The sequence below is a fragment of the Megasphaera sp. DJF_B143 genome, assembly GCF_900320625.1.
GTDB lineage: Bacteria > Bacillota > Negativicutes > Veillonellales > Megasphaeraceae > Megasphaera > Megasphaera hexanoica.
This window is the reverse complement of the sequence record NZ_ONTA01000158.1, coordinates 1-14,711: the sequence shown is the minus strand read 5'-3', so window position 1 is coordinate 14,711 and position 14,711 is coordinate 1. Positions and strand designations below refer to the sequence as shown.

General features: G+C 52.4%; 14 protein-coding genes. 12 read left to right on the top strand and 2 right to left on the bottom strand.

From position 1 onward, the window contains the following. The 5 genes from htpG to DBO31_RS04745 all read left to right on the top strand — a co-directional run. Window positions 1–1,167 (top strand): molecular chaperone HtpG (gene htpG / locus DBO31_RS04765; RefSeq protein ID WP_150824567.1); only part of this gene is annotated, 1,167 nt, incomplete at its 5' end. Window positions 1,168–1,440: 273 nt separating this feature from the next. Beyond that, entirely contained in the window at window positions 1,441–2,421 is a 981-nt protein-coding gene (locus DBO31_RS04760; protein ID WP_150824566.1) for an asparaginase, read from the top strand. 94 nt (window positions 2,422–2,515) lie between these two features. Further along, entirely contained in the window at window positions 2,516–3,547 is a 1,032-nt protein-coding gene (locus DBO31_RS04755; protein ID WP_075582044.1) for an S-layer homology domain-containing protein, read from the top strand. Between the two features lie 11 nt (window positions 3,548–3,558). Beyond that, window positions 3,559–4,734, top strand: a complete 1,176-nt coding sequence (locus DBO31_RS04750) for an S-layer homology domain-containing protein (RefSeq protein ID WP_083237105.1) — start codon at window positions 3,559–3,561, stop codon at window positions 4,732–4,734. Between the two features lie 23 nt (window positions 4,735–4,757). Further along, complete coding sequence (locus DBO31_RS04745; protein WP_059075717.1) at window positions 4,758–5,351, top strand: hypothetical protein; 594 nt, start codon at window positions 4,758–4,760, stop codon at window positions 5,349–5,351. Window positions 5,352–5,464: 113 nt separating this feature from the next. Here DBO31_RS04745 and DBO31_RS04740 read toward each other — a convergent pair whose 3' ends face one another. After that, window positions 5,465–6,118, bottom strand: a complete 654-nt coding sequence (locus DBO31_RS04740; protein WP_075582046.1) for an HAD family hydrolase — start codon at window positions 6,116–6,118, stop codon at window positions 5,465–5,467. 163 nt (window positions 6,119–6,281) lie between these two features. Here DBO31_RS04740 and DBO31_RS04735 point away from each other — a divergent pair, with 163 nt between their 5' ends. From DBO31_RS04735 to DBO31_RS04725, 3 genes are all read left to right on the top strand, one after another. Beyond that, window positions 6,282–8,441 carry an LPO_1073/Vpar_1526 family protein gene (locus tag DBO31_RS04735; RefSeq protein WP_150824565.1) on the top strand — a complete coding sequence of 720 codons (2,160 nt, stop codon included), beginning with the start codon at window positions 6,282–6,284 and terminating at the stop codon, window positions 8,439–8,441. Between the two features lie 15 nt (window positions 8,442–8,456). Further along, window positions 8,457–9,326, top strand: coding sequence for a UTP--glucose-1-phosphate uridylyltransferase GalU (gene galU, locus DBO31_RS04730; protein ID WP_059075720.1), 870 nt, complete (start codon window positions 8,457–8,459; stop codon window positions 9,324–9,326). A 143-nt stretch (window positions 9,327–9,469) separates the two neighbouring features. Continuing rightward, the gene (locus DBO31_RS04725) at window positions 9,470–9,892 is read left to right on the top strand and encodes a SoxR reducing system RseC family protein (RefSeq protein WP_059075721.1); all 423 of its coding nucleotides are present in this window, start codon (window positions 9,470–9,472) and stop codon (window positions 9,890–9,892) included. 112 nt (window positions 9,893–10,004) lie between these two features. On the opposite strand, the gene DBO31_RS04720 is transcribed toward DBO31_RS04725, so the two are convergent. Continuing rightward, the gene (locus tag DBO31_RS04720) at window positions 10,005–11,039 is read right to left on the bottom strand and encodes a hypothetical protein (protein ID WP_150824564.1); all 1,035 of its coding nucleotides are present in this window, start codon (window positions 11,037–11,039) and stop codon (window positions 10,005–10,007) included. Window positions 11,040–11,191: 152 nt separating this feature from the next. Between DBO31_RS04720 and DBO31_RS04715 the strand changes: the two genes are divergently transcribed. The 4 genes from DBO31_RS04715 to DBO31_RS04700 form a co-directional block, all read left to right on the top strand. Next, window positions 11,192–12,832, top strand: coding sequence for a nucleoside kinase (locus DBO31_RS04715; RefSeq protein ID WP_150824563.1), 1,641 nt, complete (start codon window positions 11,192–11,194; stop codon window positions 12,830–12,832). Between the two features lie 91 nt (window positions 12,833–12,923). Continuing rightward, window positions 12,924–13,430 (top strand): DUF177 domain-containing protein, encoded by a 507-nt coding sequence (locus tag DBO31_RS04710; RefSeq protein WP_059075724.1) that lies wholly within the window; start codon window positions 12,924–12,926, stop codon window positions 13,428–13,430. 35 nt (window positions 13,431–13,465) lie between these two features. Then, window positions 13,466–13,651: a 50S ribosomal protein L32 gene (rpmF, locus tag DBO31_RS04705; RefSeq protein ID WP_014016180.1), complete on the top strand. Its 186-nt coding sequence runs from the start codon at window positions 13,466–13,468 to the stop codon at window positions 13,649–13,651. 720 nt (window positions 13,652–14,371) lie between these two features. Further along, window positions 14,372–14,711, top strand: a 340-nt coding sequence (locus tag DBO31_RS04700; RefSeq protein ID WP_200817461.1) for an ESPR domain-containing protein, incomplete at its 3' end; no start/stop codon positions are given.

The window sequence follows — 14,711 nt, the reverse complement described above, 5'->3', positions numbered from 1 at the left end:
CCGGAAGAATACAAGGATTTCTTCAAACACCAGTTCTACGAATGGGAAGACCCCATGGAAATCTTCCATACCAAAGCCGAAGGGGCCGTCGAATATACGGCACTGCTCTTCATTCCCGGCAGTGCACCATTTAATTTGTATTATACGGATTACGAAGCGGGCCTGCAGTTGTACAGCCGCCACGTCTTCATCATGGACAAATGCAAAGACCTCCTGCCGGACTACCTGCGCTTTGTCAAAGGCCTCGTCGATTCGCCAGACCTGTCCCTGAATATTTCCCGTGAACTGCTCCAGCAGAGCCGTGAACTGAAACTTATCGGACGCAACCTGGAAAAGAACATCCTCAAGACGCTGGCCCGCACCCTGGAAAAAGACCGGGCCAAATACGAAAAGTTCTGGGCTGAATATGGCAAGTCCCTGAAAATCGGCGTATACAGCGGCATGATGACCGGCGAAAACAACGTCGATAAACTGAAAGACCTGCTGCTGTTCATGAGTTCCAAAGACGGCAAGCTCTGCACGCTGAAAGAATACGTGGGCCGCATGAAAGACGGTCAGCAAAAGATTTACTTCGCTACCGGCAAGGACCGGGCTGCCATCGATGCCATGCCGCAGATGGAACTTCTCCGCGACCGCGACCTGGAAGTCCTCTACATGCTCGACCCGGTCGATGAATTTGCCGTACAGGCCATTGGTGAATACGATGGTAAGAAATTCCATTCTATCAGCCAGGGCGATCTCGACCTCGACGATGACGAATACAAGGAAGAAAAGAAGAAAGCCGAAGACCTGGCCAAGAGCAATGAAGACCTGCTCAAGGATATCAAGGAAGTCATCGGTGACAAAGTGGCCGATGTCCGCCTGTCGAACCGCCTGAAATCCGGCGCTGTCTGCCTCGTCGCTGATGCAGCCGGCCCGTCCATCGCCATGGAACAGGCCTTTGCCGCAGCCAATAACCCCATGCTCAAAGCCCGCCGCATTCTGGAAATCAACCCCAATCACGACCTCTTTGGCCGTCTCCAGACGCTCCATGCAGCCGGCAAAGATTCCCAGGATTTCAAAGACTACTGCAAACTTCTCTACGATCAGGCCCTGCTTCTGGAAGGCATCCTGCCTGACGACCCGGCGGCTTTTGCCAATAAGGTTGCCCAGATGATGGCAAAATAAAGAAGCCTGCCAAACCGTCCGGAAGGCGCGTAGAAAGACAATAGAACGACTATAGAGATAAAACGGACGGAGAGGCCGCCCCATACAGCAATCGCTGCTTTGTGGGGCGGCCTCTTTTTTGCTGCTGTGATGGATTTTGCTCAGTATTGCGTCAGTACATATTTTTATACTATTATATATCCGGCATTTCACAGTAAAAATAGGAAGACTATGGTGGATATGGTATAATGAATGAAGTAATTCTGTATCATTTTATGACAGGGGGAAATCACTATGCTGCCTGCTATTTATATCATTGGCTGCGGCGGGACTATTGCCGGCCGGGCCGCGTCCCAGTCTGAACTCATTGGCTATCAGGCCGGGGAAGTTTCTATAGACGATCTCATCCAATCAGTGCCGGAAATGACCAGCTATGCTTCTATCCGGGGAGAACAGTTCTGCAATATCGACAGTTCCAGTATGACTGAAGAACTGCTGCTGCAGCTGGCGCGCCATGTACAGGATATAGCTGGCCGGGACGACGTAGATGGTATCGTCATTACCCACGGCACGGATACGATGGATGAAACAGCCTATTTCCTGAATCTCACCGTTCACACCCACAAGCCCGTTGTCCTCGTCGGAGCCATGCGGCCGGCTACGGCCATCAGTGCCGACGGCCCCATGAATCTGCTGGAAGCGGTACGTCTGGCGGCAACTCCCGGAGCGGGGGAATACGGCGTCCTGCAGGTCATGAACAGTACCATCTGTTCGGCCCGGTTCGTGGAAAAGACCGATACGACCCATGTCCATACCTTTACCGATGGCCAGCTGGGGGCCCTGGGATTTATGCAGGATGGCGTTCCCGTCTTCTATCAGAAGCCGCTGCGCCGCCATACGTATGACTCCCGCTGGACCTGCCCGGCAGAAGACCATCTGCCGCCTGTCTGGATTCTGTACTGTCATATCGGCATGACGGCCGCGCTCATTGAAACGGCGATGGAACGGGGCATACGGGGCATCGTCCTGGCCGGGATGGGCCATGGGAATATGCCGAAATACCTCCTGCCAGTCATCAAAGAGGCACAGCTGAAGGGAATCGTCTTCGCCCGTACGACGAGGGCGGCCGGCGGCATCGTCAGCCCTGTACCCCTGTGGCCACAGATGATCGGTGCAGACAATCTGTCGCCCCAGAAAGCACGGCTGCTGCTGCAGCTGGCATTGCAGGAAACGAGTGACATAGAACAGATACAGCACTGGTTTGGCGAGTATTGACCGGCCGGCTTGTGACATACCATGGCATGTGATAAAATGATACAGATAGTATAATTGCTACCTGAACATACTACATGGGATAGGAGAGACGAACATGAAAAAATATACAAAAATTCTGATGACAGCTGCCGTTGCCGCCGTATTGAGCGGCAGCGTCATGGCTGCGGGAACGACGGGCGGTCTGCGCGATATCGATACGTATTGGGGAAAACAGGCCGTTGAATATTTCTATGACAACCATTATGTCAGCGGTGCCGATGGATATTTCCATCCCGATGATCCCATCACCCGTGAAGGCATTGCCTCCATCATCAACAACATGCTCAATGAAAGCCCGGCCGTCCCCAAGACAAGCTTCAAGGATATCCAGGGCCGGTGGTCCCAGCGGGCCATCGATTCCCTCGTCGATAAACAGATTATGAACGGTTACAGTGACAACACCTTCCGCCCGACGCAGAACATTACGCGGGAAGAATTTGCCGTCATCGCCTATAATTATATGAGTTATAAAGGCATTACCGTCCAGGATACGGCTGTCCCCTATGACGATGAAAATGCCATCGCTCCCTGGGCGCGGAAAGCCGTCGATACCCTGTCTGCAGCCGGTTATATGAAAGGGGCCAATAATACCTTCCAGCCGAAAGAAGAAATTACCCGTGGCGAAGCTGTCAACGTCCTCTACCGCATCCTCACTAACGGCAAGGGCAGTTCGGAAAAACAAAATACCCTGGAAACACAGGTATTTAAAGACATCACCGATGTCTACGGATCTATCAAGAACTTTGCCAAAGACGGCATCATGTACTGGCAGGGCAATAAACTCCACGTAGGCGTCAAGACCCAGGCCAACCGGGACAAGCTGGAACAGGCCCTGGCGGAAGATTCCCAGATTGAAGGCGGTTCCGTCATCGTCCAGCGTTCGACCTACAGTTACAATGATTACAAAAACATCATGGCCCGGGCCGAAAAGGTATACCGCGCCAATGAACCGACCGGCTCCTTTGTCAAGACCGACGTCGATTATCTCAATGAAAAGGTATTGCTCACCGTAAATTCCATTTCCAAAGGAACCCAGACGGCACTGAATAAGGAAATCGGCGGTGTACTGCGTATCGTCATTCAGTAGCAGGAGGAACTATGATGAAACCGAAGAAACTGGCGGCCCTGTTTGTGGCCTTTACCCTGTTTTCCGGCGTGACGGCTCTGGCGGAAGCTCCCTATACCGATCTGGGAGGACTGAAGAGCCGTGCTGCCATCGATTACCTGTACGATAACCAGTGCCTGGATTTCGCTGCAGGAAAGACCTTTGCCCCACAGCAGGTACTGACGCGGGGAGACCTGGCGCAGCTCATATACAGCGTCGCCCTGAAACTGCCGGAATCGCCGCTCGTCTTCAGTGATGCGCCGACGCCCAAAGCCAATGATGCCATGGCCGCCGTGGCAGCCCAGGGGATACTCAAAGGCTATGAAGATGGCTCCTTCCACCCCGATGAACCGGTGACGCGGGAAGAATTTGCCGCCGTCCTCTACCGCTACCTGAAGTACTGTGGCCTGGAAGAAATTGAAAACCACCAGCTGCCCTACGGCGACATTGCCGACGTAGCTCCGGAAAACCGCACGGCCGTAGAATATCTCCAGCGGAAAGACCTCATGACGACGACGGACAACCTGTTCCGTCCCCGGGAAGGTATGACCCGGGCGGCTGCTGCCGAAACGATATACCATATGATGCATTCTGATGCCGATTACGTATCCCACGTCGATGTGGAAAGCCAGGTCATACGGGCCCTCAATGCCGAATATGGCAGCATGCCTGCCTTTTTCCAGCAGGGGACGCTCTACTGGGATGGGGACAAACTGGTCCTCGGATTCAGAGGCTCGCCGCGCATGTTCCTGAAGCAGCGCCTGAAAAAAGATGTGAGCCGCTATGATGTGCTGGTATTCCGCCACGTCCGCTTTGCCCGTGCCGATTACGACCAGCTCATGACAAGGGCTATCAACTGCATCGTTTCCGAAGAAGGCGTGCAGAACTACGTTGGTTCCGTGCCGGATTATAAGAACGAAACCATCGATGTCATCGTGCGCCGTCCTCTGGCCGATACAACCGTACAGAAACTGAATGAACGGATAGGGAAAGGTGTCGTGCGGATTCATGACGTGCGCACGGCCGCCATGCGCCCCCAGCCGGCAAGCCCGGCAGGAGAAACGAAAAAAGTCGATACGGATACCAACAAGGACTTGTCCCATTCGCCGCTCTACGATGAAGCGACCAATGCCGCCGTCAATTCCGTCATCCGCGACGCCATGAAATAACAGAAAGGGAGACGTGAATGTAATTGAAACTGCTCAAGAAACTTGCAATCGCAGCCTGCACTATGACCTTTATGGTGTGCAATCTGGCTTTTGCCAAATTCGTTGTCCTCGATGATGTTCATTTTGACAAACAACATTCTGCCAAAAATTATAAAATCGTATCCGTCGATAACGGCATACCTACGGAAATCCGTCTCAAGGCAGGCAATTATGGCTATACCCGCATGACGGTAAAGCAGAATAAAAAACTCGTATATATCACGGACCTCCTGACAGAGGATAATATCCATCACATGCAGCGGGTCCAGGACCAGGACAGCGGCCGGATTTTTTACCTGCTTTCCCAATTCAGGCACGCTACGGCTTTTGGCTATGACCCGGTTAAAGGGTCCTGGCAGGAATACATCAATTCGAAAAACTATTATGCCGGGTATGACAAGCCCCATGCCAACCTGATTGTCAATAAAGACAATGAACTGGAACTTTCGTTCTTTGTATTCGGTGACGGGGTTCCCAACCATATCTATCAGTTCTTCTGGGATAACAAGGCCAACTGGTTTGGGTACCGCGATTTAGGTTACTACGTCTTCAAGGACGGGAAAAATCATAAAGTATAACCATAACAGGCATTTCCTCAGATAAAAAAACAGGTGCATGCCAGCTGCTTATGATGGTCAGCTGGTATGCACCTGTTTTGTAATGCGATGGGCATAGAGCAGGCAGGGCCGGTTTACTGCCCAAGGAGCAGGCGGGCCAGTTCATCCGGGCTCTGGACGAGGTAATCGGGATGGAGCCGTTCCAGATCCTCTTTGTCGCGGAATCCCCAGGTGACGAGGATGACGTCGAGACCGGCATTGCGGGCCGTCATGCTGTCTACTTCCGAATCGCCGATGTAGACGGCATCTTCTCTGGCACATCCCAGCCGCTTCAGGGCTTCCCATACCATATCGGGTTCCGGCTTTTTCCGGTAGCGCGGTGATTCTCCCATGGAGAACGATACAAGATGGGAGAAAAATTCTTCGTGGAGTTCGCTGACGGCAGCCTGTCCTTTGTTGGACACGATGGCCGTCTTTCGTCCGCCGGCCTGAAGGGCAGACAGCAGGGACACGATGCCGTCATAGGGGTGGGTATGGCCCTGGCAGTGGCTGCTGTACCAGGTCTTGAATTCCTCGGCTAGTTTTTGCTGCTCTGCCGGGTCCAGATCCGGTGCGGTCCGCTTTATGAGTCCGGTGTAGCCGTATCCCAGAGCGGCCCGGACTTCCTGCCGTGTCCGGACGGGGAGATGATGGGCCCCGTATACATGGGCCAGGGAAGTCGTCAGTTCATCCAGTGTATCGAGGACGGTGCCGTCCATATCAAAAATAATCGCTTTATACTGTTTCATAATACCGCCGTAATGGCGCAAAGCCTCCTTTGGGTAAGTTCGACCCATATTATACCATATTCTATTTCTTTCTGCTCTTTTCAGGTAGAACTGGAAGTTAAATTCTATCTATGATAGAATAGGAGCTAGAATTATTTTTTCAGTCATAGAGGGAGAGGATGAGATGTCTAGTTATTTGCCGTACATTATTGTGGCAGGGATTGTGGTAATCTTTTTCATTATTTGCATGATTCTTTTTTCCGGGAACAAAGCGGAAAAGAATCATCAGAAACAGGAAAGGGCAGAGCAGCAGAGCCTGGCCCAGAAGAGGGCGGAAGAAAAGGCTGCCTGGGCTCAGATAGAAGCGCTCAATGATGAACGGGACGCGAAACGGCGGACAAGCCAGTCGCATACGGCTCCTGTACCACGGATTTCTACGGTAACGGTCAGGGAACGGGCGGAAAACCCCGATGAAACGGCCTTTGTCACGACAAAAGGGGAAGCCGTACGGCGCAATGGACAGATTGTTTACGAAGAAGCTCCGCAGAAAAACCGTAAGAAAAAGGAAAATTTCGATGCCACACGGGTGTTGTCCCGCGATGAAATCATCGAAGCCATGGATAAAGTAGATAAAGAAGAAGCGGCCGCTTACAAGGCAGAAACGGAAGAAGCCAAGAAAAAGAAAGACGAAGAAGCGGCCCGCGAAGCCGACCGGGAAGAAGCACAGCGTCAGGCTGCAGAGAAAGAAATGATACGCCAGAGAGCAGAAGCGACCCGCAAGCGCCGGGCAGCGGCTGCGGCACAGCGTGCGCGCCTGGTCAGCGACGATGAACAGGAAGACACGACGCTGGCCCAGATGGCGGCGGTCGTGTCGAAAGACCTGGCGGAAAAAGATCAGCCGGCCGGCACGGATGCCCCGGCAGATGATGCCGATGCGACGACGGTCATTCCTGCTTCTGCCGTAACGGCAGCGGCGGCTGCTACGGCAGCTTCTGCCACGGCGCCCGCAGCAAGACCGGCAGCTCCGTCCAAAACGGCAGCGGCCGTCCGCAAAGGCGCTGCCGTTCATACGGCACCAGCTGCTGAAGAGGATGCCCCATCGGATAAGACGCAGATCATGAAGCCCGTCAAGGCCCAGAAACACGATGCGGCTCCCAGTGCGCTGGGCGATGAAACGCGGCGCATGCAGCCACTCCAGGTCGATACGGCTTCGAAAGAACAGGAAGGCCGGACGGCTCCGGCCGTTGCCAAGGCTTCGGCCCATACCCGGCAGGAAAGTAGTCACAATCGTACGAAGAGCCCCTGGGGCAATGACCTGCAGCACCGTACGTCCTCGACCAAACAGGGTCAGGAATCCATCTGGGCCAAAGATGCCGCCGCCAATTCGACGGTCGTCCGGGATTGTGCCTATCATTTCCTGGGCCAGTACGGTATTGCCGGCGATGCCTTCCAGCAGCACGTCAAAAACATAACGGCCGCTGCCTTCAACCGCCTGGGCTGCCATACCGACGACGAACGGGAAAAAGCCGTCGCCCCCCTTCTGGTGCAGGAAGCCCTGCAGAACGTACAGAAGACCTATGCGTCCCAGCCGGAAGACTACGTGGCCACTATGGCCCTGCGCGCCTTTGAAGATATCGTCCGCTGCCCCGTGGCCTCGACGCGCCATCTGGTCGCCATGGATGCCCTGAAAGTCATGCCGTATCTGGGCCGCGGCCATTATCAGATTCTGGCCATCCTGCTGCTCTTCCTCTATTCCCGCAACTCCCATAACGTCGATAAGACGACGTTCTGCCAGTATATCGACAAATACGTCATGCCTTTCCTCGACCATTTCCCGACGGAACGGCCTTATTACCAGCAGCTCGATTATCTCCACTGTACGGCACTGGAAGCCAAGGAAACGCGGTTCCCGGAAATCCTGTCCGATTCCTATCCGCTTCTGTTCCGTTACCGCGGATTTACGGAAGAAGAACTGCGTAAAGCCCTCAAGGGCCACCGCATCCCCAGAGAATACGTCGTACGGTCCTTCAATTCACCGCTCATCAAGCTGGCCCTGATCGACGATTCCATGGCCCTGCGCTTCTTCCGCGTCACGGGCATTACCGACCGGGACATGCAGGACCGCATCATGCGGCTGGCTAAAAAGCGCCCTGCCAATTTCAGTGGCGAAGAAGCACTGGACATCATGGAAGATATTTCGCCTATCCTGGCAGATCTCGGCGATATCTGGGACAGCACGCTGCTGCGCGTCTCCACGCTTTCCCTCCTGGGCCTCTATCTGGCACAGGGCTATGTAAAAGAAATGATTGGCGAGGAATTTGATTTATCCCGCTGGTTTGAATAAAAGGTGGTCTATTGTATGAAAAAAATTCGTAAAGCTGTCATCCCGGCAGCCGGTTATGGTACACGCTTTTTGCCGGCGACGAAAGCGACGCCGAAAGAAATGCTGCCTATCGTCGATAAGCCGACAATCCAGTATATCGTAGAAGAAGCTCTCCAGAGCGGCATTGAAGAAATCCTGATTATCAGCGGTCATGCCAAACGGGCTATTGAAGATCATTTTGATACCAATATTGCCCTCGAACTCAACCTGGAAGAACATCATAAAACGGATTTGCTGCGCATGGTCCGCAGTATATCTGAAATCAATATTCATTATATCCGTCAGAAGCACATGCGCGGCCTGGGCGATGCCATCCTCTGTGCCCAGTCCTTTATCGATGACGAACCTTTTGCAGTCCTTCTCGGCGATGATGTCGTATACAACGAAACCAACCCGGCCCTGCAGCAGATGATCGACATCTACAATTCCCTGGGCACGACCATCCTGGGCTGTCAGGAAGTGCCCCAGGAAAAAGTTTCCTCCTATGGCATCGTCAAGGGCGTTCCTACCGATGATCCCCGTCTCATGCGCGTCGTCAACATGATTGAAAAACCGTCCGTTGCCGAAGCACCGAGCCGGACTGCCGTTCTCGGCCGCTACATCATCACTCCCGATGTCTTTGAAGTACTGCGCCGGACCGAACCGGGAAAAGGCGGCGAAATCCAGCTGACCGATGCCCTTCAGACCATGGCAGCCCGGGAAGCCGTCTATGCATACTGCTTCTCCGGCAAGCGCTATGACGTAGGGGATAAACTGGGCTTCCTCAAGGCTACTGTCGAATACGCCCTGCGCCGTCCTGATTTGGGCGATTCGTTCCGGGATTATCTGAAGAGTCTGTCTTTATAAGAAATAAGCAAGGTCAAAAAATCAAAGTCACCATGTAAAAAGAGCACCGTTCAGGTATTGATTATTGCTAAGCGTCATGCTATACTTAGGATGAATCATAAAGAATGATTATTCCTTTTAATAGTGTGAAAGAAGGGGTTTGTATGAAAATAGAAGAAGGTACCGTAGTAGGGTTAAATGATAATGGTCTCGTCGATGTCAAAGTCGGCCGTCATTCCGACTGTATTTCCTGTGGTGCCTGTGATGGGGCACAGCACATCGTCGTCCAGGCACTGAACCCGGTCGGCGCCAAAGTCGGGCAGCATGTCAAATTCGAAATGCGGGAAGTCAACATCGTCATCGGCGCATTCGTCTGCTTCATCATGCCGCTCCTGGTCGCTGCAGCCGGTGTCTTCATCGGCCGCATGATAGCCCAGTCCCAGGCATTGGATGTCGTCAACCTGGAAATTGCCGGCGGCATCATCGGCTTCCTCATCGGAGTCGTGGGAGTCAAACTCTTTGACCGTAAAATCACGAACGATGCCAACGCCCGCCCGAAAATCGTAGAAGTCGTGCAGGGCCGGTAAGAGAGCATACAAAGAATGAGACTGTCTTTTCAGGCAGCCTCTTCTTTTTTACCCGGATTATATCCATATGCTCTGGTATAGTGAAAAAAACCTGTCCAGTGACAGGTTTTTTTCAGTTTGGCAATTTTTCTGCCAGCGACAGGGTTGTCCCGTCCTGACGGGTGACGCTCGTCACGCGGAGCTGGCTCCTCGTATCGTCCAGATTTTCCCGGCTCATGAGAGCGTACTGGCTGGGGATGAGGGGATTGAGCAGGAACTGGCTGGTGTGTGGCTTGCCCGATGCTGCCGGCGTCAGCCGCAGGGTGCCAGAATACAGCACGGCATGGTCGCCGGAACGCTGGAGCTCATAGACACCGCGGATTTCCCGGATTTCTTCCGGTTTCCCTTCGAATACCGGCGTATAGGTGATGCGCAGGAAGGTCTGATGATTGGATCCTTTGACGAGAGAGGCTGATACGTTCCGGATTTTGATCAGTCCGTCCAGCTGGCGCTGGATCGGGCGGTTGTATGCGGCCAGACGCTGATCCCAGGCGTCGTTGATTTCACTGATGAATGCCGGTGCATCGGCAAGGCCCGTAATGCGCCACTGCTTCGGTCCCGTACGGGTCAGTTCGATGGTGCAGGTCAGATTCCTGTCGAGCCGTTCATTATATAAGGTGACCGTCATGTGAGCGTGGCTGCTGTCTGTCTTATGGGCGTAGCGGGAAGAAACATAGTGCCAGCCCGAGACGGGAAAGGGAAATCCCAGGGCCTGCAGGCGGAGACGGACATTTTCTGCCGCTCCGGCGCGGTCTGCATCGTCTTTCTCCTTCTGCATGGTCAGGTGGAACAGGCGGCTGCTGTCGGTGATGAAATCATCCCGCAATGGCGCCCAGGCCAGCTGCAGGACCGGCAGGGAATCGATTCCGCCGCCCCGCGAGGCCATGCCGTCGAAGAGTCCGGCTGCAATGGCCTTATCATCGACAAGAGCCGTGACCGTTTCCTCATCGCCGCTTTGTATGGCCCGGGTGAGGACCCGGACGGAATAATCGGGCGTCGCCTTGTATACGTGCTCATAGTTGAGTACCGCCGCTTCCAGACAGAAAAGCAGGATACAGATGGCAGCCAGTATGGAGACATCCGGTTTGGGTATTCTATGCGAATTCATGGGCATTCCTTCTTTGCGTATGAGACAAAAATATGATGACTTAAAAGTATTATACCATTTTTATGCCGTTTCTGAAAAAGGAAACGTATTATTTTTGTAGAACTATAGATAGTGAGACCTGAAATTTAACCTATATAGTGAGGAGTGATACGGTGATTACCATACATGATAAAACCCATAATACAGACTATACCGTAGAAAAAGGGACGACACTGCTCGCCCTGAGCCGGCAGTGCTGTCCCGAAGCCGACCCGCCTGTGGCAGCGGCCCTGTACAACAACGAACTGGCCGGCCTGCAGACGAAAATAGAAGAAAAAGGCGATGTCGAATGGTACCAGCTGAATACACTGGAAGGCAACCAGTGCATCATACGCACGGCCATCCTGCTCCTCGTGCGGGCCGTGGCCGAACTCTATCCCGACGGCAAGGTGCTGGTCAAACACGCCCTGCGCAAATCCCTTTACTGTGAACTGGAAATCGGCCATAACGTGACCATCCACGATGTGGAAACCATTAAGCGCCGCATGGACGAAATCGTCGAACAGGACGAAACCATCACCCAGGTCAAAGTCAGCACCCAGACGGCGCTGGCCATGTGCCACAACCGCGACCTCAAGCACGAAGCGGAACTGATGAGCCATGTCGATGTGCCCTATGTCCTGGCTTATCAGTGCGGGCAGATACTGGACTACTACATGGGGCCTCTCCTGCCCAGCATGGGATACCTGACCTGCTTCAACCTGCGACTCTATGCGCCGGGTATCATACTGGAATACCCGAAAGTAGAAAATCCCAACGAACTGCCGCCGTACAAGGAAATCCCGAAAATGGCCCGCCTCTTCCTGGAAGCGGAAGAATGGGGGCGCATCGTCCGCTGTGAATACGTCTCTGACCTGAACCGCTATATCGGGGACGGGACCATCCAGGATATCGTCGATATGGCCGAAGCCCTGCAGGAAAAGAAACTGGCCGAACTGGCCGACTATATCGTGGCCCAGCGGCCCAAAATCAAAGTCGTCCTCATTGCCGGCCCGTCCTCTGCCGGCAAGACGACATTCTGCAAACGGCTGACCACCCAGCTCCGCGTCAATGGCCTGTGGCCGGTGCGCATTTCCCTGGACGACTATTTCTATAACAGAGAAGATACGCCGCGCAATCCCGACGGCAGTTACGATTTTGAATCACTGCGCGCCATCGACGTACCCCTGTTCAACCAGCAGATCGATGACCTCAATCAGGGCAAAGACGTCCACCTGGCCCGCTTTGAATTCGTCGAAGGCAAGCGCTATTTCGACGAAAAGCCGACGCGCCTCGAACCGGGCCAGCCCATCGTCGTAGAAGGCCTTCATGCCCTGAATGATTCCCTGACCTACATGCTGCCCCGCTATGAAAAAGTCAAGATCTCCCTGGGCGTCCTGACGCAGATACGCATCAATGACCACAACCGCATTTCCACGTCGGACACGCGCATCATCCGCCGCATGGTCCGGGATCATCAGTTCCGTGGCCGCGGTCCCGAAGCGACTATGGAAATCTGGGGCGACGTGCGCCGTGGCGAAGAAAAGAACATCTATCCCTATCAGGAAGATGCCGATACCATCTTCAACACGGCTCTGCCATACGAACTGGCCGTCCTCAAACCCTATGCCGAACCGCTCCTGGAATCGATCGGACAGGACAGCCCCTATTATACGGAAGCCCAGCGCCTGGTCAAATTCCTGAAACCCTTCAAGCCCGTAGATTCGTCCGTCGTCCCCATGAACTCCCTCCTGAGGGAATTTATCGGCAAATGACAGACCATTGCGCGGCCGGTGCGGGGTATACGAATTTATCATTGACAAAGCCTAAGTGGATAGATATAATAGTATAGTCGAGGTAGAAATAATGAAACTACAAGTCGAAGAAGCACTCAAAGAAATGGGGAAGTATTTCCCTTTTTCGTTTGAACGTCCGGCTGCCGAGCTCGGTGATGTAGATGATTTCCCCTGGAAAGATGCTACCGTAGCTGTGGAAGGAACGTATTGTTTCGATGGCAATCATCTCCTTGTAGAAGGAACGATTCGTACATCGGGCATGTATCCCTGCAGCCGTTGTCTGACACCGGTATCGGTGGATCGGAATGAAACACTGTCTGAAGTCTATGGTACGGAAGCAGAGCTTCCCGAGGACGTATTGCCTTATAATGGGGAATACATCGATTTGACGGAGACAATTAGAGAAACCTTGATCCTCAGCGAGCCCATGAGGGTATTGTGCCGGCCTGACTGCAAAGGGCTTTGTCCGCAGTGCGGTGCAAACCTGAATGAAGGACCCTGTAGTTGTCCTACCGACAAGATTGATCCGAGGCTTGAAGCCCTGGCTCAGTTATTACGATCCAAAGAAAAGCACTAGAAACACGTACCATGTGATTTAAGGAGGTGCAGAACATGGCAGTACCAAAGAACAGATTATCCCAGACTCGTCAGAAGATGCGTCGTGCAAACTGGAAATTGACAGCACCGGGCTACGTAGAATGCCCGCAGTGCCACGAAGCAATGATGCCTCATCATGTATGCCCGACTTGCGGCTACTATAAAGGCAAACAGGTTGTCAACAACACAACGGCTGAATAAGAGTAAGCATAAAAAGCGTCCCTTAAAAGGGACGCTTTTTTATGTCCTGGCCGGTTCAAAGTGCAGTGTAGCAGGCCACCCAGCAAGAGGATGTCGGTTATTTCCCGCAGACATCAAACTTCAAACTATTCCTTCTCTTCCGTTGCACCTTTTGTGCAGCGGATTTTTTTATAACTCAGTTCTATGGGAAAAATGACTTGTCATGAAAGCTTTGTATGAAATACGGGCGGGTTGTATTGCTCTTTAAAATATAATTCGTAAATGCAAACACAAAAAATGTAATGTAAGACGAAACAAATGACGTAGCGAAATTATAGGAAATAGGCAAAATAACTAATTGTAGTGCCCTGGTGTCCCAATCACAGATGGGGCGTCAAACAGTGAGGACATGGCGTTTTTATAAAATAGAGACGGACTGATACCTGTATTATGTTATTTCGTACCATTTTACGTTTGTCGGAATTTTGTCCAGTTATAGAAAACATAGTATAAATACATAGATGAATATAAATATACAAAACACACTCATTTTGGCGTTTTATATATCAGAATAAAATATCATATAACAGAAGTAAATAAACATAAAAAACAATAAAATATTACCGTAATGGACACTTAATTGCAATATAATTGTGACAAAATAACGTTTTATGGTATAATATTAAGTAAACCACGACTATTTTATGTAATGATAATAATTATAATACAGGAGGTTGTTTTATGAATAAAATATACAAAGTCATTTGGAGTCATGTAAAACAATGCTATGTCGTTACATCAGAACTGGCCAAAGCTCATGGCCGGACGTCCATCGGGGTGGGGACTTCGCGATTAGCCGTCGCCGCCCTCACTGCCTTCGTCCTCACCGCTGGCGTCACCAGTGTAGGACTGGCGACAGATAAGGATATTGTGGACAAGGGGGCCCAGCCCATTGCTTATGACATCAGTCCGGCCAACGACGGGACCAATATTGCCATCGGCAAGAATGCCAAGGTCTTTATCGGCGGCGGGACCCAGGAATCCATGCTTTCCTTCGGGGAAAAGGTCAATGAGGGGTTCT